The 25,126-nt window shown below is 46.1% G+C and carries 28 protein-coding genes; 17 read left to right on the top strand and 11 right to left on the bottom strand.

The window, feature by feature from the left end:
* Positions 1 to 6 precede the first annotated feature (6 nt).
* The 3 genes from mraZ to bioB all read right to left on the bottom strand — a co-directional run bounded on the left by mraZ (position 7) and on the right by bioB (position 2,390).
* A complete protein-coding gene (mraZ, locus tag ICV89_RS00820; protein WP_215310265.1) occupies positions 7 to 435 on the bottom strand; it encodes a division/cell wall cluster transcriptional repressor MraZ in 429 nt (142 codons plus the stop codon).
* Positions 436 to 709: 274 nt separating this feature from the next.
* The gene (gene coq7, locus ICV89_RS00815; RefSeq protein ID WP_215308833.1) at positions 710 to 1,339 is read right to left on the bottom strand and encodes a 2-polyprenyl-3-methyl-6-methoxy-1,4-benzoquinone monooxygenase; all 630 of its coding nucleotides are present in this window, start codon (positions 1,337 to 1,339) and stop codon (positions 710 to 712) included.
* Positions 1,340 to 1,352: 13 nt separating this feature from the next.
* Positions 1,353 to 2,390, bottom strand: coding sequence for a biotin synthase BioB (bioB, locus tag ICV89_RS00810; RefSeq protein WP_215308831.1), 1,038 nt, complete (start codon positions 2,388 to 2,390; stop codon positions 1,353 to 1,355).
* Positions 2,391 to 2,479: 89 nt separating this feature from the next.
* On the opposite strand from bioB, the gene bioA reads away from it, so the two are divergent.
* From bioA to ICV89_RS00790, 4 genes are read left to right on the top strand one after another with little or no spacing between them, the layout of a single operon-like run.
* Positions 2,480 to 3,826 carry an adenosylmethionine--8-amino-7-oxononanoate transaminase gene (gene bioA, locus ICV89_RS00805; protein ID WP_215308829.1) on the top strand — a complete coding sequence of 449 codons (1,347 nt, stop codon included), beginning with the start codon at positions 2,480 to 2,482 and terminating at the stop codon, positions 3,824 to 3,826.
* The gene (locus ICV89_RS00800; RefSeq protein WP_215308828.1) at positions 3,823 to 5,052 is read left to right on the top strand and encodes an 8-amino-7-oxononanoate synthase; all 1,230 of its coding nucleotides are present in this window, start codon (positions 3,823 to 3,825) and stop codon (positions 5,050 to 5,052) included. Before bioA ends, ICV89_RS00800 begins: the two co-directional genes overlap by 4 nt.
* Positions 5,049 to 5,771, top strand: a complete 723-nt coding sequence (gene bioD / locus ICV89_RS00795; protein ID WP_215308826.1) for a dethiobiotin synthase — start codon at positions 5,049 to 5,051, stop codon at positions 5,769 to 5,771. The genes ICV89_RS00800 and bioD overlap by 4 nt, the downstream gene beginning before the upstream one ends.
* 19 nt (positions 5,772 to 5,790) lie before the next feature.
* Positions 5,791 to 6,984, top strand: coding sequence for a M20 aminoacylase family protein (locus ICV89_RS00790; RefSeq protein WP_215308824.1), 1,194 nt, complete (start codon positions 5,791 to 5,793; stop codon positions 6,982 to 6,984).
* 22 nt (positions 6,985 to 7,006) lie between these two features.
* On the opposite strand, the gene ICV89_RS00785 is transcribed toward ICV89_RS00790, so the two are convergent.
* The 3 genes from ICV89_RS00785 to apaG form a co-directional block, all read right to left on the bottom strand.
* Positions 7,007 to 7,783, bottom strand: coding sequence for an enoyl-CoA hydratase (locus ICV89_RS00785; protein WP_215308822.1), 777 nt, complete (start codon positions 7,781 to 7,783; stop codon positions 7,007 to 7,009).
* A gap of 25 nt (positions 7,784 to 7,808) precedes the next feature.
* A complete protein-coding gene (locus tag ICV89_RS00780) occupies positions 7,809 to 8,954 on the bottom strand; it encodes a murein transglycosylase A (protein WP_215308820.1) in 1,146 nt (381 codons plus the stop codon).
* A 134-nt stretch (positions 8,955 to 9,088) separates the two neighbouring features.
* The gene (gene apaG, locus ICV89_RS00775; RefSeq protein ID WP_215308818.1) at positions 9,089 to 9,463 is read right to left on the bottom strand and encodes a Co2+/Mg2+ efflux protein ApaG; all 375 of its coding nucleotides are present in this window, start codon (positions 9,461 to 9,463) and stop codon (positions 9,089 to 9,091) included.
* Between the two features lie 49 nt (positions 9,464 to 9,512).
* Between apaG and rpe the strand changes: the two genes are divergently transcribed.
* From rpe to trpC, 5 genes are read left to right on the top strand one after another with little or no spacing between them, the layout of a single operon-like run.
* Entirely contained in the window at positions 9,513 to 10,238 is a 726-nt protein-coding gene (gene rpe, locus ICV89_RS00770; protein WP_215308816.1) for a ribulose-phosphate 3-epimerase, read from the top strand.
* The gene (gene trpE / locus ICV89_RS00765) at positions 10,238 to 11,743 is read left to right on the top strand and encodes an anthranilate synthase component I (protein ID WP_215308814.1); all 1,506 of its coding nucleotides are present in this window, start codon (positions 10,238 to 10,240) and stop codon (positions 11,741 to 11,743) included. Before rpe ends, trpE begins: the two co-directional genes overlap by 1 nt.
* Positions 11,727 to 12,293, top strand: a complete 567-nt coding sequence (locus ICV89_RS00760) for an aminodeoxychorismate/anthranilate synthase component II (RefSeq protein ID WP_215308812.1) — start codon at positions 11,727 to 11,729, stop codon at positions 12,291 to 12,293. Before trpE ends, ICV89_RS00760 begins: the two co-directional genes overlap by 17 nt.
* Before the next feature lie 24 nt (positions 12,294 to 12,317).
* Positions 12,318 to 13,340 carry an anthranilate phosphoribosyltransferase gene (gene trpD / locus ICV89_RS00755; RefSeq protein ID WP_215308810.1) on the top strand — a complete coding sequence of 341 codons (1,023 nt, stop codon included), beginning with the start codon at positions 12,318 to 12,320 and terminating at the stop codon, positions 13,338 to 13,340.
* An 11-nt stretch (positions 13,341 to 13,351) separates the two neighbouring features.
* Positions 13,352 to 14,155, top strand: a complete 804-nt coding sequence (gene trpC / locus ICV89_RS00750) for an indole-3-glycerol phosphate synthase TrpC (protein WP_215308808.1) — start codon at positions 13,352 to 13,354, stop codon at positions 14,153 to 14,155.
* On the opposite strand, the gene ICV89_RS00745 is transcribed toward trpC, so the two are convergent.
* On the bottom strand, positions 14,152 to 14,706 hold the full coding sequence (locus ICV89_RS00745; protein WP_215308806.1) for a hypothetical protein: 555 nt from the start codon (positions 14,704 to 14,706) through the stop codon (positions 14,152 to 14,154). The two genes, trpC and ICV89_RS00745, sit on opposite strands and share 4 nt — an antisense overlap.
* Positions 14,707 to 14,816: 110 nt before the next feature.
* Between ICV89_RS00745 and ICV89_RS00740 the strand changes: the two genes are divergently transcribed.
* Complete coding sequence (locus ICV89_RS00740) at positions 14,817 to 15,167, top strand: hypothetical protein (protein WP_215308804.1); 351 nt, start codon at positions 14,817 to 14,819, stop codon at positions 15,165 to 15,167.
* A 64-nt stretch (positions 15,168 to 15,231) separates the two neighbouring features.
* On the opposite strand, the gene ychF is transcribed toward ICV89_RS00740, so the two are convergent.
* Positions 15,232 to 16,326: a redox-regulated ATPase YchF gene (gene ychF, locus ICV89_RS00735; protein WP_215308802.1), complete on the bottom strand. Its 1,095-nt coding sequence runs from the start codon at positions 16,324 to 16,326 to the stop codon at positions 15,232 to 15,234.
* Positions 16,327 to 16,365: 39 nt separating this feature from the next.
* Here ychF and ICV89_RS00730 point away from each other — a divergent pair, with 39 nt between their 5' ends.
* From ICV89_RS00730 to ICV89_RS00710, 5 genes are read left to right on the top strand one after another with little or no spacing between them, the layout of a single operon-like run.
* Entirely contained in the window at positions 16,366 to 17,640 is a 1,275-nt protein-coding gene (locus ICV89_RS00730) for an FAD-dependent monooxygenase (RefSeq protein WP_215308796.1), read from the top strand.
* The gene (locus tag ICV89_RS00725; protein ID WP_251370860.1) at positions 17,606 to 18,349 is read left to right on the top strand and encodes a DsbC family protein; all 744 of its coding nucleotides are present in this window, start codon (positions 17,606 to 17,608) and stop codon (positions 18,347 to 18,349) included. Before ICV89_RS00730 ends, ICV89_RS00725 begins: the two co-directional genes overlap by 35 nt.
* Positions 18,350 to 18,361: 12 nt before the next feature.
* Positions 18,362 to 20,146: a M61 family metallopeptidase gene (locus ICV89_RS00720; RefSeq protein ID WP_251370859.1), complete on the top strand. Its 1,785-nt coding sequence runs from the start codon at positions 18,362 to 18,364 to the stop codon at positions 20,144 to 20,146.
* Positions 20,146 to 20,919: a uracil-DNA glycosylase gene (locus ICV89_RS00715; RefSeq protein ID WP_215308794.1), complete on the top strand. Its 774-nt coding sequence runs from the start codon at positions 20,146 to 20,148 to the stop codon at positions 20,917 to 20,919. Before ICV89_RS00720 ends, ICV89_RS00715 begins: the two co-directional genes overlap by 1 nt.
* A gap of 38 nt (positions 20,920 to 20,957) precedes the next feature.
* A complete protein-coding gene (locus ICV89_RS00710; protein WP_215308792.1) occupies positions 20,958 to 21,116 on the top strand; it encodes a hypothetical protein in 159 nt (52 codons plus the stop codon).
* A 42-nt stretch (positions 21,117 to 21,158) separates the two neighbouring features.
* On the opposite strand, the gene ICV89_RS00705 is transcribed toward ICV89_RS00710, so the two are convergent.
* The 3 genes from ICV89_RS00705 to ICV89_RS00695 all read right to left on the bottom strand — a co-directional run bounded on the left by ICV89_RS00705 (position 21,159) and on the right by ICV89_RS00695 (position 22,676).
* Positions 21,159 to 21,827, bottom strand: a complete 669-nt coding sequence (locus ICV89_RS00705) for a nucleotidyl transferase AbiEii/AbiGii toxin family protein (RefSeq protein ID WP_215308790.1) — start codon at positions 21,825 to 21,827, stop codon at positions 21,159 to 21,161.
* 6 nt (positions 21,828 to 21,833) lie between these two features.
* The gene (locus ICV89_RS00700; RefSeq protein ID WP_215308789.1) at positions 21,834 to 22,316 is read right to left on the bottom strand and encodes a helix-turn-helix domain-containing protein; all 483 of its coding nucleotides are present in this window, start codon (positions 22,314 to 22,316) and stop codon (positions 21,834 to 21,836) included.
* A 102-nt stretch (positions 22,317 to 22,418) separates the two neighbouring features.
* Positions 22,419 to 22,676 (bottom strand): hypothetical protein, encoded by a 258-nt coding sequence (locus tag ICV89_RS00695; protein WP_215308787.1) that lies wholly within the window; start codon positions 22,674 to 22,676, stop codon positions 22,419 to 22,421.
* Between the two features lie 42 nt (positions 22,677 to 22,718).
* Between ICV89_RS00695 and hemA the strand changes: the two genes are divergently transcribed.
* Positions 22,719 to 24,035, top strand: a complete 1,317-nt coding sequence (hemA, locus tag ICV89_RS00690) for a glutamyl-tRNA reductase (RefSeq protein WP_215308785.1) — start codon at positions 22,719 to 22,721, stop codon at positions 24,033 to 24,035.
* Positions 24,036 to 25,115 carry a peptide chain release factor 1 gene (prfA, locus tag ICV89_RS00685; protein WP_215308783.1) on the top strand — a complete coding sequence of 360 codons (1,080 nt, stop codon included), beginning with the start codon at positions 24,036 to 24,038 and terminating at the stop codon, positions 25,113 to 25,115.
* The last annotated feature ends 11 nt before the right edge of the window (positions 25,116 to 25,126 follow it).

The raw sequence follows: 25,126 nt of genomic DNA, 5'->3' as shown, positions 1-25,126 counted from the left end.
CTGTCATCAAAAATTAAATTGCTTCAGGGCTTCAGGCATACCTTGTGCAATGGCAGCCTGTTCTTTTGCAGCGTAAGTAGCGGCGTCCCACAACTCTAGATGACTACCCATGCCGAGCAACATCACTTCTTTTTCAATACCAGCGGCTGATCGTAACTCCGGGCTCACCAATATTCTTCCGGCGCTGTCCAAATCAATCTCCGCAGCATTGCCAAGAAAAATGCGGCGCCACCAATGCGCATCCATCGGCAATTGCGCTACACGTGAGCGAAAGGTTTCCCACTCAGGTCGAGGGAATAGCAATAGGCATCCATCGGGGTGTTTTGTGAGCGTAATTCGGCCCTCACCTTGAACTAACAAGGCGTCACGATGCTTTGCCGGCACAGACATGCGGCCTTTTGCATCTAAATTGAGAGCTGACGCACCTTGAAACACCATTTACCCCACTTTTTCACACTTCCTCCCACTTTAGAGGATCGTAATAAGGGGGTCAAGTGTTTTTGGCTTATTTTTTAGGAAATTTCCTAGTGATTACAAACACTTAGCGTGATATGTTGATAAAATGGTGCTTATAAAAATGCTACTTGAAACAATGGCTTGGAAAATATACTTAAGAATAGGTCTTAGCTATTTAGCCTAATAATAGGTAAATATACTGTATTAATGAACAGTACTCTAAAGGAAAATATCCGAAATAATTAATTTAGAACTAGATTTTGTAAGCAGTGCTTGTCATCACTTTAGACATTGCCTGCATGAGGCTCTGAATGGACTTCGGCAAGACCGCTCCACCAGCCAAAATTGCCGCCTGTCCATGCTCAATTTCATCGATGCGCATTTGGTCAACAATTGCGCGAGAACGCTCATCTTCTGCAGGTAATTTTTCGAGATGACTTTCGAGGTGATTTTCTACCTGCTTTTCTGTTTCAGCAACAAATCCCAGACTCCACTTATCGCCCGCTAAGCCAGCAGCCAAGCCGATTGCAAAGGATCCTGCATACCAAATTGGATTGAGATAACTGGTATGCGAGCCCAACTCTTGGAGGCGTGTTTCACACCAAGCCAAATGATCCATTTCTTCTTGGCCAGAGTCATCTAACATCTGCCGAATTTCAGGGTTGCGAGCTACTAATTTTTGAGCTTGGTAAAGCGCTTGGGCGCAGACCTCGCCTACGTGGTTTACACGCATTAATCCAGCCGCATGCTCCCTTTCTTTGGCATCCAATAATCCGCTTGACGAGGTATTGGAACCCGGCATTGGACGATGGGCATGAGCACCCCCGACAACCGAACGTAGGGCTGAGTCAAACTCGATAATGAAGCGATCGATTAAGGCCATAGGCTTTTAGAAATTAGACTAAAACCTCTGTTTTGCTGCTCTGCTTAGTCTTCAAACCTAACTCAGCCAATAGCTCACGGTCTTGTTCTGCCTCGGGATTGCCGGTAGTAAGTAGTTGCTCACCATAGAAAATCGAATTGGCGCCAGCCTGGAAGCACATGGCCTGAACTGCCCTACCCAGCTCCTGACGTCCAGCCGAGAGGCGCACTCGTGCACGCGGCATAGTAATGCGAGCTACAGCAATAGTTCTCACAAATTCAAGTGGATCCAAGGGCTTCTGATCTGCCAGAGGAGTTCCTGCTACAGGAACCAAATGGTTAATGGGAACTGACTCTGGATACGGACTTAAATTAGCCAAACGTGTCAAGAAGGCTGCGCGTTGTTCGCGGGATTCACCCATACCTACAATACCGCCACAACACACTGACATGCCGACAGCACGCACATTAGAAATCGTGTCCAAGCGGTCTTGATAGCCCCGAGTCGAGATAACTGAGCGATAAAAGTCCTCGCTAGTATCCAGGTTGTGGTTGTAGAAGTCCAAACCTGCCTCTTGGAGGGCTTGTGCCTGACTTGCTTCTAGCATACCCAGCGTAGCGCAGGTTTCTAGGCCCAAGGCCTTTACGCCCTTAATCATGGCGGCGACTTTTTCAATATCGCGATCCTTAGGCTCCCGCCAAGCAGCACCCATGCAAAAGCGGTTAGATCCGGCAGCTTTGGCAGCTTTGGCAGCCTCAAGTACCTCGTCTAAATCCATTAACTTGTTCGCCTTAACGTCAGTGTCATATCGGGCAGCCTGAGGACAATACCCACAATCCTCCGGGCAGCCACCAGTCTTAATTGACAGAAGCGTAGCCAATTCCACGTCACCATCAGGGAAGTTGGCACGATGAGTCTCTTGTGCCCTGAACATCAAATCGCTAAATGGAAGGGCAAATAGAGCCTCAACCTGGGCTACCGACCAAGCACCCAAAGCGCCAAGCTCTTTATGCAAATCCTTTTGAGACTTGACTTGGGTGAGAGGTTTTTCAATAGTTTGGGTGGCCTGCATGGTCGAATTCCAGAAAATAGATCAATTCAAGGCATAAACATAACAGATACAGGCTTTAATTAGGAAAAACTAGTGGTCAAATACCAAACATGAAGCTTATTTCTGACCCAAATAAAACCTCTCTGGTTGATCGCAGCCTAGATGCCGTTTGGCATCCCTGCACTCAGATGAAGCATCACGAGTCATTGCCATTAATTGCCATTACCAAAGGTAAGGGCGCTTGGCTCTTTGATGACCAGGGCAATGCCCTCCTAGATTGCATTAGCTCTTGGTGGACTAATCTATTTGGCCACTCCAATCCACGCATCAACCAAGCCATTACGAGTCAGCTTGAAAAAATTGAGCATGTCATGCTTGCAGGATTTACCCACCCTCCTGTTGTGGAGCTATCCGAAAAACTATCTGCTTTAACTCAAGGCTATTTAGGTCACGTGTTTTTTGCATCCGATGGTGCATCTGCAGTAGAGATTGCTTTGAAGATGAGCCACCACTTTTGGCAACTGAATAATCAGCCCCAAAAGAAAAAATTTATCTGTCTAGAAAATGGTTACCACGGTGAAACTTTGGGTGCATTAGCAGTCACTGATGTTGCGATCTTTCGAGAAGCATATGGATCGCTATTACAAGATGTCTTTACCGTGCCTTCACCTGATGCACGGAAAGCACAGCCTGGTGAAAGTGCTGACGATGTCGCCATGCAAGCAGCAGAAAAATTAGAAGAGTTATTGAAGGTAGAGCATCAGAATATTGCCGCGATCATTGTTGAGCCGCTCGTTCAGTGCGCTGGGCAAATGGCAATGCACTCTCCTGAATATTTGCGCCTTGTAAGATCACTCTGTGATCGCTACAACATTCACCTCATCGCCGATGAGATCGCAGTGGGCTGTGGTCGATCAGGAAAGTTTTTTGCTTGTGAGCACGCGGGGATTTGGCCGGACTTCTTGACGCTCTCTAAGGGCATCAGTGGTGGATACCTGCCGTTGTCACTCTCTATGACAACTGACAAAATTTATCAGGCCTTCTATGGCGATCAACTGCAACAAGGTTTCTTGCACTCGCATTCCTACACGGGCAACCCATTAGCATGCGCAGCTGCCCTCGCCTGCTTAGAAATCTTCAAAACTGAATCTGTTCTAGAAAAAAATATTGGACGTAGCAAAGATCTTGCTAGTGCTTTTGCTTGGGCAAAAGTAGATCCTCGCATCGAACATTGGCGTCAGCAGGGCATGATCCTGGCATTTGATGTCAAACCTGAATCACTCCAGCGTAAAAATACTTTTTCACGAGAGATGTTTTCAGCAGGAATGGCAGAAGGCATTCTCATTAGGCCAATTGGCAATACGATTTACGTCATGCCACCGTACATTCTATCTGCCGAAGAAGCGATGCAAATGGGTGCTTCTGTCCGGCGCGCCCTAAATCAGGTGCTTCTATGAGCGCCCACTTTAAAGCTCGCGATCTGGCAGCTCATCAGATTGCTGATTTAGATACGCAGTTGCTCAGACGTACATTGCGCACCACCACGTCACCCTGCGACACCAAGGCTCGGGTTGACCAACGAGAACTCAAAGCGTTTTGTAGTAACGACTACTTAGGCCTAGCAAATCACCCTGAATTAGTTTTTGCGCTTGCGGAAGGTGCAAAACGATATGGGGTTGGTAGCGGAGCATCACACTTAATCAGTGGCCATAGCGTTGCGCATGACTTGCTTGAAAAAAAATTAGCAGCCTGTGAGAGTAAATATATTCCCAATACAAGAGCATTGTTCTTTAGTACTGGCTATCTTGCTAACATCAATGCAATTACCGGTCTCAGTAGACTTGCTAATCAAGGTGAAGTAAGCATTTATTCAGCCAAACTTAATCATGCCTCTTTGATTGATGGTGTCCGTCTAGCAAGCTCACAAACCAAAGCCAAAGTGACTTTGTTTGATCACCAAAATCTCGATTTTTTAAAAGAAGCATTAAAGCGAGATGCATACCCACTCAAATTGATTGTGATCGATGGCGTCTTCAGCATGGATGGGGATATCGCGCCCGTTAAAGATCTACTTAATCTTGCCGAACAATATGATGCGCTACTCATGGTAGATGATGCGCATGGTTTTGGCGTGCTTGGCGAGCATGGCCATGGCATTTTGGAGCAATCGGGAGTCTATTCAGAAAGAATTATTTACGTTGGCACACTTGGTAAAGCAGCTGGCGTTAGTGGTGCATTTATTTGTGCAGCCTCGCCCTTTATTGAATGGCTCATCCAAAAAGGGCGCCCCTATATTTACAGCACCGCTACGTCGCCTGCGATTGCGCATACCCTACTTACTAGTTTGGAACTAATCGAAGGCAAGGAAGGTATTGCGCGTCGCAAACAATTAAATCAACTGATTCAAATTTGGCGTGATGAAATGACTTTCCAAAGCTGGGAAAAAACACCTTCATCCACTCCAATACAGCCTGTGATCTTAGGAAGCAATGCTAGCGCATTGCTAGCCGCTAAGCTCTTAGATGAAGCAGGTTATTGGATCCCAGCAATTAGACCGCCTACCGTTCCAGTTGGTAGCTCTCGTCTACGTATTACTTTTTCTGCAAACCATAGTGTTGATGACTTGCGCGAACTGATAAAGACCTTGCAAGTGATTGAGCAAGAAGTAAAAAGCAATTTATGACACTGAGTACATCTACTGGTTTTTTTGTCACAGGCACCGATACTGAAGTTGGCAAAACTTTAGTCAGCGGTGCACTCATTTTTAAACTGAGAAAAGCTGGTATTCGTACAATAGCCTTCAAACCTGTGGTTGCAGGCACTTATATTGACGCTAGTGGCCAAACACTCAATGAAGACTTAGAGACATTACGGATTGCTTCAGGATTAAAGTCCGGCGAGCAAAGTCTTTGTCCATTTGTTCTAGATGTGGCGGCAGCACCCCATCTGGTTGCCCAGAAAAATAAGGTGCATTTAGATGCTACCCTGATCTTAGATGAGTTCAATTCATTGACCTCAGTATTCGATTCGGTCGTAGTGGAAGGTGCGGGAGGGTTTTTAGTGCCGCTAAATGAGCAAGAGGATTTAGGGGATGTAGCTCAGGCGATGGACTTACCAGTCATTCTTGTAGTAGGCATGCGCTTGGGCTGTATTAATCATGCCCTACTCACTTGCGAAGCCATTGCGTCACGTCAGCTCAAGATTGCGGGCTGGGTAGCCAACACGCTAGCAGAGGAAATGCCTCTATTAACTGAAAATATTCAAACCTTGAAAGACCGCATTTTTGCACCTTTTTTAGGTCTTGTTCCGACCCTTCCTCAGCAGCTTCAGAAATCAGAGAATGCCCCCTATTCCATTGAGGCCTTAGGGTTTGCTGCAGAACATATAAAACTAGCTACGTAAATTCAGATAAGATCGATCCATGCGATTACTTCCAGAAATTATCGACTCCGCATCAGCTATTCAAGAGATTCGCCGCAATATTCATGCGCACCCAGAATTGCGTTTTGAAGAAAATCGTACATCTGATCTGGTAGCTGAAGCACTCTCGAGCTGGGGAATTACGGTTTATCGCGGCCTCGGAAAAACTGGAGTGGTTGGAAGGTTAGATGGGGAATTAGGTTCAGGCAAGATGGTTGGATTACGTGCCGACATGGATGCACTGCCATTACAAGAACACAATAACTTTGAACATGCCTCAAAGAATCCAGGCAAGATGCATGCCTGTGGTCATGATGGCCACACTGCCATGCTCTTGGGTGCCGCTCAATACTTATCTAATCATCGAGACTTTACCGGTTCGGTCATTTTCATATTTCAGCCAGCAGAAGAGGGTGGTGCTGGCGCGCAAGAAATGATTAATGATGGACTCTTTAAGCAATTTCCTTGCGATGCTGTCTTTGGTCTACATAACTGGCCGGGACTTGCCGAAGGGCATTTTGGCGTGACGTCTGGCCCGATGATGGCTTCTAGTAATACTTTTGAAATCACCATTCGAGGTAAAGGTGGACATGCCGCCTTGCCACACAATAGTGCTGACCCTGTACTTGCCGGCACTCAAGTTGTGCAAGCACTACAAAGCATCATTACCCGCAATAAGCGCCCAGTAGACGCAGCTGTGTTATCGGTAACGCAGTTCCATGCAGGCGAGACGAGTAACGTCATTCCGGATAGCGCTTTTATTGGCGGAACCGTTCGCACATTTACCATCGAAGTCCTAGACTTAATTGAACAACGCTTGAGAGAGATCTCACACAGTGTATCTAGCGCATTTGACTGTCAAGCAGAAGTCAGTTTTGCTCGCAACTATCCTCCGCTCATCAATCATGACAAGGAAGTGAATTTTGCAAGCGAGGTCATGAGCGAGCTGGTTGGGGCACAAAACGTCAATACTGCTATCGACCCAACAATGGGCGCAGAAGATTTTGCATTCATGCTGCTAGAGAAACCTGGTTGCTATGTGTTTCTAGGTAATGGTGATGGCGATCACCGCTCGGTGGGTCATGGCATGGGTCCATGCCATCTTCATAACCCTTCTTATGACTTTAATGATGCACTGATCCCAGTAGGCGTTAGCTACTGGGTCAAGCTAGCCCAACGCTACTTACAAAAATAATTTACTCTGAGCGCTGAAGTTTTTACGAGTTCGTAAATTGAGCTGGGCGCTTTTCCATAAAAGCTGCCATGCCTTCTTTTTGATCATTGCTTGCAAAGCAAGAGTGGAATAATCGACGCTCAAGGTGCATACCCTCTGATAGCGTAGTTTCATATGCGGCATTAATTGCTTCTTTCACCATCATCACAGTCAGCAGTGGCATATCCGCAATAGTCTTAGCAATTGCTTTCACTTCTTTTAGCAAATCTGCTTGCGGGAAAATACGGGCAACAAGACCAGAGCGCTCGGCTTCAGTCGCATCCATCATCCGGCCGGTCAGCGCCAAATCCATTGCCTTTGCTTTTGAGACTGCACGTGGTAGACGTTGTGTACCACCGGCGCCAGGGATGATTCCCAGCTTCACCTCTGGTTGAGCAAACTTCGCATTATCCGCTGCCATGATGGTGTCGCACATCATGGCCAACTCACACCCACCGCCGAGCGCATATCCAGACACTGCCGCAATCACTGGCTTGCGTACTTTTTTAATCTCTTCCCAGTTACGAGAGATAAAGCTGCTACGATAAACATCAGCAAATCCATACTTTGCCATTGTTGCAATATCTGCGCCGGCAGCAAAAGCTTTTTCACTTCCGGTGACGATGATGCAACCAATATTGTCGTCAGCATCAAAACCCAGCAGAGCCTTACCTAATTCATTCATCAACTCATCATTTAGGGCATTTAATACTTGAGGGCGATTGAGGGTAATGACGGCAACTTTGCCATCCACTTCAGTCAATATAGTGTTGTAGGTCATCAATCTCTTTCAAAAAATAATTTGTTCAGCGTGGTAGCAATAACCACATCTTGCCATCTTGCTTCATGCGTCCCGCTAACTCACCTGCAGAATCTCCTGATCCCCAATAGTAATCTGCTCGTACCCCGCCCACAATGGCTTTACCTGTATCTTGGGCCATCACTAACTTTTGCAAGATTTGGCTACTCAAGGGTTTGGTAGTACTCAAGAAGACTGGGGCGCCTAAGGGCATCGCCTTCAGATCAATGGCAATACTACGTTCGGCTGTTAAAGGGACTCCTAAAGCACCATTAGGGCCAAGGTCAGGGCTGACATGACTCGGCAACTCTTTAAAGAATACAAATCGAGGGTTGGCATTGAGCATCTCCTCTACTCGGCCTGGGTTGCGCTTAGCCCATGCAGAAATACCCTGCATTGTTGCCTCACCGCGCGTGATCTCCTTGCGATCAAGCAACCACTGGGCAAAAGACTTGAACGGCTGATCATTAGTGCCGGCATAACCCAGTCGCAATACACGTCCATCTTCTAAACGAATTTTTCCAGAGCCCTGAATTTGTATAAAAGCAGCAGCTACAGGATCTTGCACCCAGGCGATTTCTGAACCTCGCAGTATTCCAGAACTCATGAGTTCTGCACGTGTTGGCGCAGGGCTTGGCTTTGAGCCCTTCCAGGCATTTGGCAGGCCGTACAAGGCAATAGAGTAAGTGACTGTGCGGGTCTGGGAGCCATTCATGACAGGCTCGTAATAACCTGTGATTAGTCCAGATTCGTTGCCTGTAGCACTATTACGTACTTCGTATGGCTGAAAATTTCCCTCAAAGTATTGACGAATTGCACGTTCATCGCGGCCTGAAACGTTGCCGGCTTGAGTGCATGCCTGGCGCCAATTCATTTCACTATTACGTTTACGCAGGGCATCACAACTTTTGAGCCAAGCTGGCCAAGCCTGAGTTAAGTCATCCTCCTGCCAACCAGGTAAGTCTTGCCAAGAAACAGATCGGAAGCTGGCGATCGAGGAGCTATAGCTAGTTGGGGCTGCGGTACTAGATCGATAAGCAGATCCACGGGTAGAAGGCGTAGAGCAAGCAGCCAATAAGCTGACAATGCTGATAACGAATACACTGCAGAGAAGAATCCGCAAAGCAGTCTCGCGACTTATTAATTTGGACATAGAAATCATGATTGCCAATTTACTCGATGAATACCCGATGATCTTGTTTGCCTTGGAGGGTGGTCTAGCCTTAGCCCTGCTGCTTTTTATCGTCTTTTGGACTGGTAAAGGCAAAAAATAGTGTTTTTGAGAACCTAGTGCAAGGTTCTCGGCATCACCAAGACAAATTCAGGGATTGGGGCCTGGAAAAACTGAGCTTCCTCCGTGACACAGAAATACTCTCCACGCATTGTTCCCGCCGGCGTTGGTAAAGTGGCCCAGCTGGTGTACTCAAATTGCTCCCCCGCCCGCAAAAGGGGTTGTTGGCCCACCACCCCCAAGCCACGCACTTCCTGGACATCATTGTCGCCGTCCGTGATGAACCAATGACGGGCAATGACCTGAATACTAGCCGCACCAGTATTTCTGATGGTGACGGTATAAGCAAACGCAAATTGGCGGTTATCAGGGTCAGACTGATCGGCCAAATACTGGGTTTTGACTGTAATACTGATTTCATGAGGATTCATGCTCGAATTCTGCGCCATCCTAAGCCCAACTGCAAGCTAGAATCTAGGGATGGATAGCCTGAAATCACCCTCAAATAGCCAGTTTGTCATTGCACCCTCCATTTTGTCGGCTGACTTTGCCTGCCTGGGCAAGGAAGTTCAAGATGTTCTCATGGCGGGTGCAGACTGGATTCACTTTGATGTGATGGACAACCACTACGTTCCGAACCTGACTATTGGACCCTTGGTTTGCGAGGCAATTCGCCCTCATGCAACAAAAGATGGCAAGCCGGCGATGATTGATGTGCACCTTATGGTGGAACCCGTAGACCGCCTCATTCCAGATTTTGCAAAAGCAGGTGCAAACCTGATTAGCTTTCATCCAGAGGCAAGTCCTCATGTGAACCGCACAATTAATTTGATTCGCGATCAAGGCTGTCAAACTGGATTGGTTTTAAACCCAGCAACACCGCTTGATCACCTCGACCACACATTGGAGCTGCTCGACCTTGTGTTACTCATGTCTGTCAACCCAGGCTTTGGTGGTCAATCATTTATCCCTAGCACTCTAAATAAGATTACTCAAGTGCGTGCGCGCCTAGATCGTTATCAACAAGAGAGTGGTCGCCATATTCGTCTTGAAGTAGATGGCGGAATTAAGGTCGATAACATTGCAGAAGTCGCTAAAGCTGGTGCAGATACTTTTGTTGCTGGCTCTGCAATCTTTGGCAAAGAAAATTATGCAGACGTCATTAAAGCGATGCGCGCAGAACTAGCGACGTCAGGGAAAGCGTAATGCAGCACGATGAATTTCTTGCCCTCGCAAAACAGGGTTTCAATCGTATTCCATTAGTGAAAGAAGTTTTAGCAGACTTAGAGACGCCGCTGTCGCTATACGTCAAGCTCACTCAGGCCTTTGGACAAAAGAATACCTATCTACTTGAATCTGTCTTAGGTGGTGAGCGCTTTGGGCGCTTCTCATTTATTGGGCTACCTGCAAAAACTGTTTTGAGAACAGTGGGTACGCCTGATGCACCACTTACTGAAGTGCTCTTCAATGACAAGGTGGTTGAAAGTAATCATGACAACCCATTGGATTTTGTAGACGCTTATTTCAAGCGCTTTAAAGTAGCAGTACAAGCCGGTCTCCCACGCTTCTGTGGTGGTCTTGCTGGCTACTTTGGCTATGACACGGTTCGTTACATTGAATCACGTTTAGCAAAACATCATCTGCCAGATGAATTGGGTGTGCCCGATATTCAATTGATGCTCACCGAAGAGTTAGCAGTTGTTGATAACGTTGCAGGTCGCATTTATTTAATTGTCTATGCAGACCCCAGCGTGACAGATAGCTTTGATAAGGGCCAAGCGCGTTTAAAAGAATTGCTTGCTTGCTTAAGCAAACCTGTGAGCATGCCAGCCTCATTACCAAGCACTAAAACAGAATTGATCCGCAAGTTCAAGGCAGCAGACTTTGAAAATGCCGTTCTCAAAACCAAAGAATATATATTGGCTGGCGATTGCATGCAGGTGGTGATTGGCCAGCGCATTAGTAAACCATTTACAGATTCACCGCTTGCTCTCTATCGTGCATTACGCTCTTTGAATCCATCACCTTATATGTACTTCTATGACTTTGGTGATCTGCAGGTAGTGGGCTCATCACCAGAAATCTTAGTGCGCCAAGAACAACGTGAGAGTCAAAAGATTGTGACGATTCGTCCATTAGCTGGCACACGTCCTCGCGGCGCAACACCTGAGGAAGATGAGCGCCTTGCGACAGAATTGCTTGCCGATCCAAAAGAAATTGCAGAACATGTGATGTTGATTGACTTGGCGCGTAACGATGTAGGTCGTATTGCCAAGACAGGCACCGTCAAAGTGACAGATTCGATGTCGATTGAAAAGTATTCTCACGTACAGCATATCGTTAGCTCTGTTGAAGGCGAGCTAGTAGACAATATGAGCAATATGGATGTTCTGCGCGCAACCTTTCCTGCCGGCACTTTATCAGGCGCCCCAAAAATTCGGGCGATGGAAATTATTGATGAGATGGAGATTGTGAAACGCGGGGTTTATGGTGGTGCAGTAGGCTACCTCTCCTTCTCTGGAGATATGGATGTAGCGATCGCCATTCGTACAGGCGTAATTCGTGATGGCGTATTGCATTCTCAAGCAGGTGCTGGTGTAGTAGCAGACTCTGACCCCACTGCCGAATGGAAAGAAACCGAAGTGAAAGCTCGAGCAGTTTTAATGGCGGCCGATTTAGTGCAAGGGGGACTCGATGCTCCTCATGATTGATAACTACGATTCATTTACCTACAACCTCGTTCAGTATTTTGCAGAACTTGGCGAAGAGGTAAAGGTCCTCCGTAATGATGAAATTTCCGTTGAAGAGATCGCCAAGATTAATCCTGCACGTATTTGCATTTCACCAGGGCCCTGCAGTCCAGCTGAAGCAGGGATTTCAGTGGCTACGATTCAACGCTATGCCGGACAGATTCCAATCCTAGGTGTCTGCCTTGGACACCAAGCCATTGGTGAAGCATTTGGCGGAAAAGTTATTCGCGCCCAGAAAGTCATGCATGGCAAGACTGATGATATTCACCATACTGGCGTTGGTGTTTTCAAAGATTTGCCCAACCCATTCAAAGTAACGCGTTATCACTCGCTTGCCATTGAAAAGAGTTCATTGCCGGCAGTTCTTGAGGTAACCGCCACTTCTCCTGATGGTGAAATTATGGGAGTACGCCATAAAGAACTCGCAGTAGAAGGCGTGCAATTTCATCCAGAATCGATTCTTTCGGAACATGGTCATGCATTACTGAAGAACTTCTTGCAAGCCAAATAAATCACAGGTACGAAGTCGACCCCTATGTCTATTACTCCACAGCAAGCATTACAGCGTTGTATTGAACATCGCGAACTCTTTCATGACGAGATGACTGCCATAATGCGCCTGATTATGAGTGGTGAGATGCCGCCAACTTTGGTTGCCGGTCTACTCGTTGCCCTGCGCACCAAAAAGGAGACTGTTGGTGAAATTGCGGCAGCTGCCCAAGTCATGCGTGAATTTGCGACGCCAGTACATGTTGAGGATAGAAAAAATTTAGTTGACGTAGTGGGTACAGGTGGAGACGGCGCTCACACTTTCAACATTTCTACAGCTGCCATGTTTGTCGCAGCAGCAGCTGGTGCAAAAATTGCCAAGCATGGCAATCGCAGCGTGAGTAGCAAATCAGGCAGTGCAGATATTCTAGAATCTTTAGGCGTTAAGCTTTCACTCTCACCCGAGCAGGTTGCAACATGCATTTCTAATGTAGGGGCAGGCTTTATGTTTGCACCAAACCATCACCCTGCAATGAAGAATGTTGTGCCGATTCGCAAAGATTTGGGTGTGCGCACGATTTTCAATATCCTAGGACCTCTTACAAATCCAGCAGATGCCAAGCGCATCCTGATGGGCGTGTTCCATGCAGACTTAGTTGGTATTCAGGCGCGTGTATTGCAAGCCATGGGGATGGATCATGCGATGGTAGTGTATGGCCGCGATGGCTTAGATGAGATCTCTCTCGAGGGCCCAACCTTAGTAGGTGAATTAAAAGATGGCCAAGTTCGTGAATATGAGATTCATCCAAAAGACTTTGGCTTAAATACAGCCCCTACCAGCAGCTTTAAGGTGGCTGATGCCGAAGAATCGAAAGCGATTGTTCTAGATGTGCTCAATAAAAAATCTGGTCCAGCAAGTGACATTGTTTGCCTCAACGCCGGAGCAGTGCTTTATGTAGCCGATGTAGCACCAAGTATTGCTGGTGGTATTCAGATGGCGCAAGCAGCCATCGCATCTGGCGCTGCTCGTCAAAAGCTAGACCAATTTGTAGCCGCAACCCAAATCTAATTAAGATCTCCATGAGCGATATCCTCGACAAAATTATTGCCACCAAGAAAATTGAGGTTGCCGCTGATTCTAAAAAAATCTCTTTAGCCAATCAACGCGATCAAGCTGAAGAAAATAATCGTGATGCGATATTAAAACCGCGAGGCTTTATTCGATCTATCGAAGGAAAGATTGCAGCAGGTAAAGCCGGCGTCATTACCGAGATTAAGAAATCCAGTCCTAGCAAGGGAATCTTGCGAGAGAATTTTCAGCCAGCTGAGATTGCTCAATCCTATGAAAAAAACGGAGCGGCCTGTTTGTCTGTCCTTACAGACAAAGATTATTTTCAGGGTGCTAATGTCTACCTTCAGGCTGCAAGAGCTGCATGCAACATTCCAGTCTTACGTAAAGACTTTACGATCGACCCCTATCAAGTCTATGAGGCAAGGGCAATAGGTGCCGATGCTATTTTGCTCATTGTGGCCTGCTTAGAACTCAATCAAATGAAGGAGCTAGAAGCTTGTGCTCATGAACTCGGTCTTGATGTCCTCGTTGAGGTTCATAATGCCCCTGAATTGGAGCAAGCTCTTGAATTAAAAACACCATTGCTTGGAATTAATAATCGCAACCTGAAGACTTTTGAAGTTACCCTTCAAACAACCCTGTCCTTGCTATCAATGATTCCCGCTGGCAAAACCCTGGTGACCGAATCTGGAATCATGAATCGTACAGATGTGCAATTGATGCGCGATCATCAAATCAATGCATTCTTAGTAGGCGAAGCCTTTATGAGAGCGGATGATCCAGGGCTAGCTTTGGGCAAGCTATTTGGTTAATTAGATTTAGAAGGTCTCATTAGATCTAAGCCGTATTTAACAAGCCCGATCATAGCTACTGTTCCGAGTACATCGCCAGTCAACATGACCAAGAAATGATTGAGAGTTCCAGCCTCATCAAGCTCTCGAACTGCGAACCACCATTGGTGTAAGCCTGAACTTAGGGCAGCGTAAATTAAAATACAAATTGCTAGCTTCTGTAAGCTCAAGTTACTTAAATCAGATGAGATACTGATATTACTCATCACAAAGAGTCTTGCTAGATAGGGCGCAAAGCCAGATATTAAGCCGATACCTATGCAAGTAATCAGCTCAGGTGGAAATTGTCCAAAAAAACAAATTACGAATGAAGCGATAGCAATACCAAGGGCGCCAGATAAGCCAAAGATGAGCGTCAAAAATAAACGTAAGCCGGCTGGGAGATAAATCCAATTCACGCCAAGGCCATAGCTCAGATGCGTTGTAAGCCAAGCGTTGATATAAAAAAGGCTTGAGTAAGCAAGCACGCTCACGATACATCCAACTATCCATTCGCGACTTGTTTTATCCATTGTTGCGAGTATGGTTGATTCTATGAATACATACAAGTTGCGAACAAGATTAATGGGTCTACAATGGTACTAACCCTAGGGCTAACTACTCATACTTAATGCACAAATCCATGTCTACAATTAAATCATCTTGCTATATTCGTTTTCTGAATTTGATTGATGTACTAGATCGCATCAATCCTGGGAAAAAACTCGACTCCATTGAAGAAAGTCTGCTGGATAAAATTATTCTGAGCTTTCATGCCAAGCAATCCTTGTTGGTCGGTGATTTAATTTCTCTGTCTGAGCTTGGCTCTCAAGCCACGTTGCACGGGCGACTGAAAAATCTGAGCGCCATGGGCTATATCAAGATGGCTGCCAATGAAGATGGGCGCAAAAAAGAAGTAGTACCAACTAAGGTCGCCATCAAGCGCTATGAAGAAATTTCCAAGTGCCTAGAAAAGGCTGTCAAAGCGGGTTGATTTATTCCTCCAAGAAAACAAAAAAGCCCTTAGTAGTAAGGGCTTTTTCTTTGGGGCTAATGCTCTAGACGTTAAAGAGGAAATTTAAGACATCTCCGTCCTTAACAACATACTCCTTACCTTCGGCACGCATCTTGCCAGCCTCTTTAGCACCAGACTCACCCTTGAATTGAACAAAGTCTTCAAATGCAATAGTTTGCGCACGAATAAAGCCACGCTCAAAGTCCGTATGAATAACCCCTGCAGCTTGAGGAGCTGTGTCACCTTGATGAATAGTCCAAGCGCGAACCTCTTTAACGCCAGCAGTAAAGTAGGTCTGTAGCCCCAATAACTTATAACCTGCACGAATCACGCGATCTAATCCAGACTCTTCCATACCTAGATCAGCAAGAAATTCCACTTTATCGGCATCATCTAGATCAGCAATCTCAGCCTCGATTGCGGCGCATACCGCTACTACTGGTGCGCCCTCTTTGGCCGCATGCTGAATCACTGCCTCTAAATGGGGATTATTTTCAAAACCGTCTTCTTTGACGTTAGCGATGTACATTGCCGGCTTTGCTGTGATTAAGCAGAGTGGCTTTAAGAGCAAGTTTTCTTCTTCAGTCAGCTTCATGCTGCGTACTGGCTGGGCTTGATCTAAGTGAGCCTGTACTTTGGTCAGCACAGCTACTAAGGCTGCGGCCTCTTTGTCGTTACCTGACTTAGCCGCCTTGCTTGAGCGCTGCAGCGTTTTTTCAACCGTAGTTAAATCTGATAAAGCCAATTCGGTGTCGATCACGGCGATATCGGAGATTGGATCAATCTTTCCGGCCACGTGGATCACATTAGCATCCTCGAAACAGCGCACCACATGGGTAATGGCGTCAGTTTCACGAATATTGGCTAAAAATTGATTCCCTAGCCCCTCACCTTTGGAGGCACCAGCTACCAGTCCCGCAATATCGACAAATTCGACAGCTGCAGGCAGGATGCGCTCAGGCTTCACAATCTCAGCCAAGGCGGCAAGACGGGGGTCAGGAACCTCGACCACACCTACATTAGGCTCGATTGTGCAAAAAGGATAGTTTTCTGCCGCGATTCCAGCCTTGGTAAGCGCGTTAAAGAGGGTAGATTTGCCGACGTTAGGCAGGCCGACGATGCCACATTTCAAAGACATGGCTGTATTGTAAAGGGCTAGTTTCGATATCATCGAGATATGTCAGAAGTTCACCCAAATTCCTTGGTCAAATTACCCAAAAATACCTCTCAGATACGGAATGTAGATATTGCCGTAGTCGGCGGAGGCATAGTGGGCAAGGCTTGCGCTTTAGGTGTAGCGCAACTTGGGCTACAAACAGTTCAGATTGCTCCCGACTTAGGGCAAGTAGTTTTGGCTCCCGAGGGCAGTCAATGGGGTCAACGTATTTATGCTTTTTCTCCTGGCACCCAAAAATTATTGGCCCATCTACAGGTTTGGGACGCTGTTGATCACAGCCGCTTACAAGCTGTTCGGGATATGCGGATTTTTGGTGATCGAGGTGAAAACCAGGATCAGCTACATCTATCTGCATTTGAAGCAGGTACGCCCCAGCTAGCCTGGATTGGTGAATCGAATGTGATCGAGCATACCCTTGATCAAGCCTCACGCTTCCAAAGTAAATTGGAGCGCATTAATGGCGCAGTAGAAAACATTCAAGTGATTGCTGATGGGGTCCTACTCCATCTGCAAGATGGTTCAAGCTTGAGAGCCCAACTCCTGATTGCCGCTGATGGCGCTAATTCACCCATCCGTTCAGAGTTAGGCATTCCTGCAAAAGAGGAAAGTTACTCACAGAATGCCGTAGTAGCAAATTGGATTTGCAGTAGCGCTCATTTAGAAACTGCTTATCAGTGGTTTTTGCCAGGTGGCGATATTGTGGCAATGTTGCCGCTTCCAAATAAACAAGTGTCGATGGTGTGGTCAAGCTCACCAGAAAATGCGGCAGATCTTTTAAAGCTGGATTTGTCAGGATGGGCTGAAAAGTTTTCCTCGATTGCTAGTGGAGCAATTGCTGCTCAACTTGGAACGCTCACGCTCAATTCAACACCAGCCACTTTTCCTCTCAGAAAAATTCAGGCGAGTCGCTTTATTGGCCCAGCAGAAAATCCCAAAGTTGTTCTCATTGGAGACGCGGCTCATGTCATGCATCCACTAGCAGGGCAAGGATTGAATTTAGGCCTCAGAGATGTTGCATCACTGCTTCATGTACTGAGTAAACGAGAATCTTTTCGACCACCGAATGACATCGTGCTGCTACGTCGCTACGAGCGCCAACGTCAAGGCGACACTAGCGCATTACTCTGGGTAACAGATAAACTCAAAAAGCTTTTCTCAGGCAGCAGTAGCACTGAAAGGCAATTACGTAATTGGGGGCTGGGTATGGTCAATCGCAGTCACTTCATTAAACGGCGCCTCATTGAACGCGCTCTCGGAGATGCTGATTTTGAATAAATTACTTTCTACTCTCGTCCTAGCTTGCTCTCTCATATTTTTAGCGGGAGTGGTCAACGCACAATCGGAGCAGCAAGTCCGCTCTGAGCTCCAAAAGAAAATTGGCCCAAACACGAAAATCAAAAGTGTTTCTCAATCGCCTATCTCCGGCCTATACGAAGTATTGGTTGGAAATGAGGTTTTTTATACAGATGCCAATAGTAAATATTTAATCCAAGGCGAAATTATTGAGATCGCTACCGGGAAAAATATTACCGAACAAAAACAGGCAGATCTCAATCGCATCAAATGGACTGAACTTAATCTATCAAATGCTTTAAAAGCCGTACGCGGCAATGGCAGTCGACAGTTAGCTATTTTCTCTGACCCGAATTGCGGCTACTGCAAGCGTTTAGAAAAATCCTTGCAGCAACTAGATAACGTGACGGTCTATACCTACCTTATCCCAATTCTGTCAGCCGACTCCGCGCAAAAATCGAAACAAATTTGGTGTGCCGCAGATCCCCAGAAAGCCTATGTTGATTGGATGATTAATGGTATTGCACCTAGTGGTAAGAGTGACTGCAGCACACCTTTAGATAAAAATATGGCCTTTGCCAAAACCTACGGAATTACAGGGACTCCAACTATTTTCTTTACTGATGGCAGCCGCTTTCCTGGCGCAGTTCAAATCACCGATATTGAAAAGAAATTTAGCAGTCTGAAGTAGCAGCCTAAACTGATGAATAAAATAAATACTTCTGAACTACCTGCAATCCAGTACACCATTTGGTCGGCAGATTTGTATGGTCACCGCTTTCATGTGAAGTTGCGCATTGAAAATCCATTGCCGAGTGGGCAAATTCTGCAAATGCCCGCCTGGATTCCAGGAAGTTATTTAATACGCGACTTCAGCAAACAAATCGAAACGATTGAAGGGTTTGCACTCAGTAAGCCGAATGAAGCCCTAGTCTTAGAGCGGATTGATAACGATCAATGGCGCCTACCCAAAGTAACTGGTCCGGTAGAAATTCTCACAACGGTGTATGCATTTGATTCTTCTGTGCGGGCTGCCTATCTTGATACTGAGCGTGCATTTATCAACCCAAGTAGTTTGTGTTTAGCGGTCATGGGACAGGAGTCTTTACCGTGTGCTGTAGTGTTGATTCCTCCTAAAGATACTTGCGCAAACTCCTGGACTGTGCAGACGGGCTTACAGCCAGCCAAAGTAGATGATCAAGGTTACGGCTTTTATCTCGCCAAAAATTATGATGATCTCTTAGATCATCCCATTGCGATGGGTGAATTTCAGATTGCTCATTGGCAATCAAATAGTGTCTCACATGCCATGGCCATTCAAGGCTGCATCCATGAAGTCGATCTTGAACGCCTAGCAACAGATCTTCAGGCGATCTGTACCTGCACTATTAATCTCTTTGAACCAAAAACTAAGCAAGCACCTTTCCAGAATTATTTATTTTTGGTCAATGCGGTCCTCTCTGGATATGGTGGACTAGAGCATCGCAACAGCACCGCTCTTCTGTGCCGTCGCGATCAAATTCCCCAAATACATTCCCCGCTTGATGAGGCATCCTATCGTGAGTTTCTAGGCCTTTGTAGCCATGAATACTTCCATGCATGGTTAGTTAAACGCATTCAGCCAAAAGCCTTTCAACCCTATCAACTTGATCGCAGAAACCATACTCGTTTACTGTGGTTATTTGAAGGCTTTACGAGTTACTACGATGACTTGCAATTATTTCGCAGTAAACGTATTGATCTAAAAACCTACCTTCAGTTAGTTGCTAATAATTGGAATGGTATTTTGCGTGGCCCAGGAAGATTGAAGCAAAGTCTTGCAGATAGCTCTTTTGACGCTTGGACCAAGTACTACCAAGCCGATGAGAATACGCCGAATGCAGTCGTGAGTTATTACGGTAAGGGAGCCTTGCTTGCTTTAGGTTTAGATCTCAAGATTCGCGCATTCACAAACAATCAAAAATCCCTGGATGACTTAATGCGCCTCATCTGGAAAATACATGGAGTCACGCTTGATGGGATTGCTGAAGATGGTCTAGATGACTTAATGCGAACACTTCTAGGTGCGCGATTTAATGCCACTTGGAATGAATTTAAGTCTCGTTATATTTTTGGGACTGAAGATATTCCAATTCAGAAATGGATTGATTCCAAATTCATTACGGTTAAACAAAAAAAACATTCCAAACTAGAGCAAATAAAACTGCAATTCGGAATGCGCCATAGTGATAGCAATGGCTGGTTAAAGGTAACGCATGTGCTTGATGGTGGAGCTGCTCAATTCGCAGGTCTAGCGGCCGGAGATCTATTGGCGAGTATGAATGGTGAGCGCATTACCGCTGCGCGCTGGGATAAGGTGTTGTCTAGCTTGATCACAGGGCAAATCATTCAGATTTGCTTTTACCGAGATGACTTAGAGCATGGGTGCATGACTGTTCTTGAGGATGATCAAATTCCAGCCCAGTACATAATCACACCAGCTGAGTAATGCATTCATTTTCCGCGGCTGACATTCCGGAAGATTGGCGCGCCCTGCTCGGAGATTACTTTCAATCTCCTGAGTGGCAAATACTGCAGACTAATCTGAGAACTGAGCTCAATAAAGAGGGTGAGCAGATTCGTCCGGAGCCACAAAATTTCTTCAAGGCACTCACATTAACCCCACTTACCAAGGTCAAGGTCGTTATCTTGGGGCAAGATCCGTATCACTCCCCTGGACTAGCTCAGGGCTTGGCCTTTTCGATACCGAGCAATATTCCTACAAACTCTCGCCAATTTCCGAGTTCCTTACGCAATATCAGTAAAGCACTAGCACTGGAAAATTTTGGCGCACTTCCCAATGGAGATCTTCACCCTTGGGCTGAGCAAGGTGTCCTGCTTCTCAACACCGTTCTCAGCGTCAAATTGGGTGAAGCAGGTAGTCACGCCAACCTAGGCTGGAAATCCCTCATTGATAGACTGATAAGCGCTTTAGCACAGCAAAAACCCTATCTGGTTTGGATGCTGTGGGGCGGTCATGCCCAATCTAAGTTACCTCTGATTGAGGCTACCCAAGATCAATTGATTCTGCAATCCTCCCACCCTTCTGGGCTGGGGGTCTTTAAAACAGAGAAGCCTTTTCTAGAGCCTAGTGCAAAGGCAAGCTGTGGGCACTTCACTAAAGCCAATGAGTGGCTAATTGCAAAACAGCAGTCACCGATTCAGTGGGTTGATAGCCATGCAAGTCATACGGATAAAGACTTATTTTCGCTAAGTAGTTAACTTAAGATATTAAAATTCTCGGCTAAATATGATCAAAAATGCTATCAAACAGCCCAAAAACCATCAATAATGACACCGCAACCTCAGTAGAGCTGACTGAGGAATATCGACGCCAATCTGCGCTAGCGTCATCCGCAGATCGCGCCGACATTGATTTAATGGATTTTCTAGATCAAATCCTTTTAGACGCTGAATAAAGATGCATCAGCCTGAAGCATGAATTACGACCATAGTCGGCATTACTTTAGAGCCCCTAAAAAACCTGTAACTCGCTCTACCGCTTCGTCATAACTGGGGCTATAGCTCAAAACATCAATTTCATTAAATTGGGGTTTTAGTACATGAGCTCTACTTTGGATTTGTTCAATAAATTGATCGGCATGCCTCAACAAAAACAGTTTTGCGATTTGCAATTCTTTGGGCTCACGCTCGATCACTAACGATAGATCAAATAAATCACGGGCCGCCGCCCTATCTCCTCTGTGCCATAGTTTTTTTGCCACAATTTCTACAGCAGTCTCAACACGAATAGTGTCGCCAAAAATATTCCATAATTCATATCCAGGCTTGGTGAGATTAGGAGATGCCACGAAATCAATTTCTCCCTCTGGACGAATTAACTTGACATAGGAGTTTTGGTCTTCGACATATTGTGAAGAAATATTGGCGGCAACATCACTCAACCTTGGAGTTACGAAACCCAGATACTGGGGGTCTGGAACAAAAATATCGATATCCTTGCTAAGCCGATGCTGATAGCGCAACATCAGAACAGTGCCACCCCCAAATGTCCAAAAGGGGTTAGCCATTCCATGTTTTTTAATTTCAGTAATGATTCGAAGCGCATGGGGAAATAACTCCTTCCAAACGCCATCGGGCAGCTTACGCTCGTGAATTGGTTTATTCATCCGCCATTATTGCCAAGCCAGTCTTGGCGAGTGCATTTCATGAGCCCAACGATCAATATTTTTCCAAATGCTTTTGGGGGGAGTATTGCTTGCTTTAGCTGCCTCCTCAACCGCCAAAACAATCAGAGGTAATGGAGTCTCATCGAGCAAAGAAGCTATATAAGGAAAGATGGGTTCTGGAATTTTTCCCGATACCAATGACTTTGCTAGCTGTGGGCCAGTTAATTTATTTTTGTAACTCACGCTCGCAGTTTGGCTCGCAGCCTCTAGAGCATATTGCTTTTTCTGCCGCCCTTGCATTGAAACATTGATCCCGAGCAACCCGAGCAGAGCAAATAATTTAGCAGCTCCCAAATCCTTGAGGGTGCCGTTTTCTAAATGAAGAATGGTTGATCTGGACAAATTGGATAACTTAGCTAAGCGATCTTGAGTTAAACCAAGAGCAACTCTGCGATAGGCCACCTGCAGTCCAATTTCACGTAAGTTCATAGTAAATATTATGCCATAAGCACATAATAAATGTGTAATATATTACACATTAAAAAAGGGGTAAATTCTGGTGCACTAGAGCTAATTGCAGCGTGTTTGGACTTATTTATCTATGCTCGCGTATGAGACACCAGCCAGACAAGAAGCACCTATGGCACAAAGCCACTCCAGCATCTGACCGGACTGAAATAAACCTGCAAATTGCCCTATATAGGAGCTAGCTAGGGCAGCAATACTGCCAAGTAAGACTGCCATGAGGAATTTATTAGCCCCGGGCTTAGATTGACGTTTTCCTGGGTAAAAAACTAAGGCAAATACGCCAGTTAAGCCACCGATCACCAGAAAAGCTAAAAACCCCATTGCCACCCCCTTGTTGCTGACATCAAATCTATAATCACCATTATGAAGTTGTTGACACTCGGCATCAATCATCACACAGCGCCGGTCGCCATTCGGGAAAAGGTCGCCTTTGACCCTGAATTTCTTCAAGAAGCGTTGCACGATCTTCGCCAACATCTCGTTGGTGCGAATCAGGCCGGCCTGCCGGAGGCCACAATCCTGTCCACTTGCAATCGAACTGAACTCTACTGCGCTGCTAACGATGCAGATGCAGCCGGCCTGTTACATGAAGCGACGTTTGACTGGTTAGCTAAAACCCAACAACTTGCTCCAAGCAGTTTGGAGCCCCATATTTATTCGCTACCGCAATCTGATGCAGTCCGTCATGCCTTTAGAGTTGCTTGTGGGTTGGACTCCATGGTGATTGGCGAAACCCAAATCTTGGGTCAGATGAAAGATGCTGTGCGTACTGCAAATGATGCGGGCGTCCTTGGCACTTATCTCAATCAACTCTTTCAGAAAACCTTTGCAGTCGCAAAAGAAGTTCGCGGCTCTACAGAAATTGGTGCTCACTCAATCTCGATGGCAGCCGCATCAGTTCGATTGGCTGAACGCATTTTTGAAAGTATTGCTGATCAACGCGTTCTATTTATTGGCGCTGGCGACATGATCACTTTATGCGCCACCCATTTCGTGGCACGTAAACCTAAGGCAGTAGCAATTGCTAATCGCACGATTGAGCGCGGGCAAGAATTAGCAGATTCGATTTCTATTCAAGATGTTGAGTCAGAATCATTCAAGCTCTCAGATCTGCCAAGTCGATTACATGAATTTGACATCATCATTTCAAGTACAGCATCATCACTGCCGATTATCGGATTAGGAATGGTAGAGAGCGCTCTGAAGCAACGTCGCCGTAAACCCATGGTCATGATTGATTTAGCAGTTCCCCGTGACTTTGAGCCAGAGATTAGCCGCTTAAATGACATCTACTTATATACAGTCGATGATTTAGGCGTGATGATTCAGACGGGTGCTTCCTTACGTCAAGCAGCAGTGAGTCAGGCTGAAGCGATCATTGAAGATCGTGTTGGTAATTTCATGCACTGGATGCAAGGTCGCAAGACTGTGCCACTCATTCAGGATATTCAGCAACAAGGTGAGCATCTCAGGCAGCTTGAACTGGATCGTGCCATGAAGCGATTGATGCGTGGTGATGATCCCCAAGAGGTTCTCAATGCAATGGCGCAAGGCTTAACGAATAAGTTCTTGCATGGATCATTGCATGCTTTACAACATTCTAATGGCGCTGAGCGTGACGCCCTGATTAAGTTGCTTCCCAAATTATTCGCCTCGCACTCCAAGCCAGAAGACCATTAGATGAAGCCCAGCATGCGGGCTAAGCTAGACCACCTAGACACGCGCTTAGCCGAACTCAATTCTTTATTAACTACCGAAGAGTCCACCAAGGATATGGACAACTATCGGAAGCTCACACGTGAGCATTCTGATATTGCGACGGTAGTGGAGCAATTTGGCTTATATAAACAAGCTGAGGCTGATGCTCAAGCTGCAGAAGAGATGCGCAAGGATCCTGATATGAAGGACTTTGCTGATGAAGAGCAGAAACAAGCTCAAGCCACTATGGAAGAGCTTGAGGGTGTACTTCAAAAACTACTTCTACCCAAAGATGTCAACGACGAACGCAATGTCTTCTTAGAAATTCGGGCGGGTACAGGCGGTGATGAGAGTGCACTTTTTGCTAGCGACCTACTCCGAATGTATACGCGCTTTGCAGAACGTCAGGGCTGGAAAGTAGAAGTGGTGAATGCTGCCGAATCTGATCTTGGTGGCTATAAAGAAGTTGTTCTGCGCTTAGTAGGTCAGTCTGTCTATTCACGCCTCAAATTTGAGTCTGGTGGTCATCGCGTTCAACGCGTTCCCCAAACAGAAACTCAGGGACGTATTCATACTTCAGCTTGTACAGTAGCTGTAATGCCCGAGGCTGATGAATTAGAAGCGGTCAAAATTAACCCTGCTGAATTACGCATTGATACTTTTAGAGCTTCAGGGGCTGGTGGTCAGCATATTAATAAAACGGACTCTGCTGTTCGTATTACCCATTTACCAACTGGCACTGTGGTTGAGTGCCAAGATGATCGCAGTCAGCACCGCAATCGTGAACAAGCAATGAAGGTTCTTGTTTCTCGCATCATGGATGCCCGTGAACGTGAAAAACATCAGCTAGAAGCACAGACCAGAAAGTCTTTAGTTGGCACTGGTGATCGTAGTGATCGTATTCGGACTTATAACTTTCCACAGGGCCGTATTACCGATCACCGCATCAATCTCACACTCTACAAAATTGATGCCATGATGGATGGTGATATAGACGAGCTATGCAATGCACTTGCGTCTGAACATCGGGCGGAGCTTCTTGCAGCACTTGGCGATAATTAATTCCATCCTAG

The sequence above is a fragment of the Polynucleobacter sp. Adler-ghost genome, assembly GCF_018688495.1.
GTDB lineage: Bacteria > Pseudomonadota > Gammaproteobacteria > Burkholderiales > Burkholderiaceae > Polynucleobacter.
Note: the sequence above shows the minus strand (reverse complement) of the source record. Positions and strands in the feature narration are given on the sequence as shown.

Coding starts and splice junctions, on each gene's coding strand:
- coq7 (WP_215308833.1), bottom strand. CDS start 1,339: ATGGCCTTAATCGATCGCTTCATTATCGAGTTTGACTCAGCCCTACGT.
- bioB (WP_215308831.1), bottom strand. CDS start 2,390: ATGCAGGCCACCCAAACTATTGAAAAACCTCTCACCCAAGTCAAGTCT.
- bioA (WP_215308829.1), top strand. CDS start 2,480: ATGAAGCTTATTTCTGACCCAAATAAAACCTCTCTGGTTGATCGCAGC.
- ICV89_RS00800 (WP_215308828.1), top strand. CDS start 3,823: ATGAGCGCCCACTTTAAAGCTCGCGATCTGGCAGCTCATCAGATTGCT.
- bioD (WP_215308826.1), top strand. CDS start 5,049: ATGACACTGAGTACATCTACTGGTTTTTTTGTCACAGGCACCGATACT.
- ICV89_RS00790 (WP_215308824.1), top strand. CDS start 5,791: ATGCGATTACTTCCAGAAATTATCGACTCCGCATCAGCTATTCAAGAG.
- ICV89_RS00785 (WP_215308822.1), bottom strand. CDS start 7,783: ATGACCTACAACACTATATTGACTGAAGTGGATGGCAAAGTTGCCGTC.
- ICV89_RS00780 (WP_215308820.1), bottom strand. CDS start 8,954: ATGTCCAAATTAATAAGTCGCGAGACTGCTTTGCGGATTCTTCTCTGC.
- apaG (WP_215308818.1), bottom strand. CDS start 9,463: ATGAATCCTCATGAAATCAGTATTACAGTCAAAACCCAGTATTTGGCC.
- rpe (WP_215308816.1), top strand. CDS start 9,513: ATGGATAGCCTGAAATCACCCTCAAATAGCCAGTTTGTCATTGCACCC.
- trpE (WP_215308814.1), top strand. CDS start 10,238: ATGCAGCACGATGAATTTCTTGCCCTCGCAAAACAGGGTTTCAATCGT.
- ICV89_RS00760 (WP_215308812.1), top strand. CDS start 11,727: ATGCTCCTCATGATTGATAACTACGATTCATTTACCTACAACCTCGTT.
- trpD (WP_215308810.1), top strand. CDS start 12,318: ATGTCTATTACTCCACAGCAAGCATTACAGCGTTGTATTGAACATCGC.
- trpC (WP_215308808.1), top strand. CDS start 13,352: ATGAGCGATATCCTCGACAAAATTATTGCCACCAAGAAAATTGAGGTT.
- ICV89_RS00745 (WP_215308806.1), bottom strand. CDS start 14,706: ATGGATAAAACAAGTCGCGAATGGATAGTTGGATGTATCGTGAGCGTG.
- ICV89_RS00740 (WP_215308804.1), top strand. CDS start 14,817: ATGTCTACAATTAAATCATCTTGCTATATTCGTTTTCTGAATTTGATT.
- ychF (WP_215308802.1), bottom strand. CDS start 16,326: ATGTCTTTGAAATGTGGCATCGTCGGCCTGCCTAACGTCGGCAAATCT.
- ICV89_RS00730 (WP_215308796.1), top strand. CDS start 16,366: ATGTCAGAAGTTCACCCAAATTCCTTGGTCAAATTACCCAAAAATACC.
- ICV89_RS00720 (WP_251370859.1), top strand. CDS start 18,362: ATGAATAAAATAAATACTTCTGAACTACCTGCAATCCAGTACACCATT.
- ICV89_RS00715 (WP_215308794.1), top strand. CDS start 20,146: ATGCATTCATTTTCCGCGGCTGACATTCCGGAAGATTGGCGCGCCCTG.
- ICV89_RS00710 (WP_215308792.1), top strand. CDS start 20,958: ATGCTATCAAACAGCCCAAAAACCATCAATAATGACACCGCAACCTCA.
- ICV89_RS00705 (WP_215308790.1), bottom strand. CDS start 21,827: ATGAATAAACCAATTCACGAGCGTAAGCTGCCCGATGGCGTTTGGAAG.
- ICV89_RS00700 (WP_215308789.1), bottom strand. CDS start 22,316: ATGAACTTACGTGAAATTGGACTGCAGGTGGCCTATCGCAGAGTTGCT.
- ICV89_RS00695 (WP_215308787.1), bottom strand. CDS start 22,676: ATGGGGTTTTTAGCTTTTCTGGTGATCGGTGGCTTAACTGGCGTATTT.
- hemA (WP_215308785.1), top strand. CDS start 22,719: ATGAAGTTGTTGACACTCGGCATCAATCATCACACAGCGCCGGTCGCC.
- prfA (WP_215308783.1), top strand. CDS start 24,036: ATGAAGCCCAGCATGCGGGCTAAGCTAGACCACCTAGACACGCGCTTA.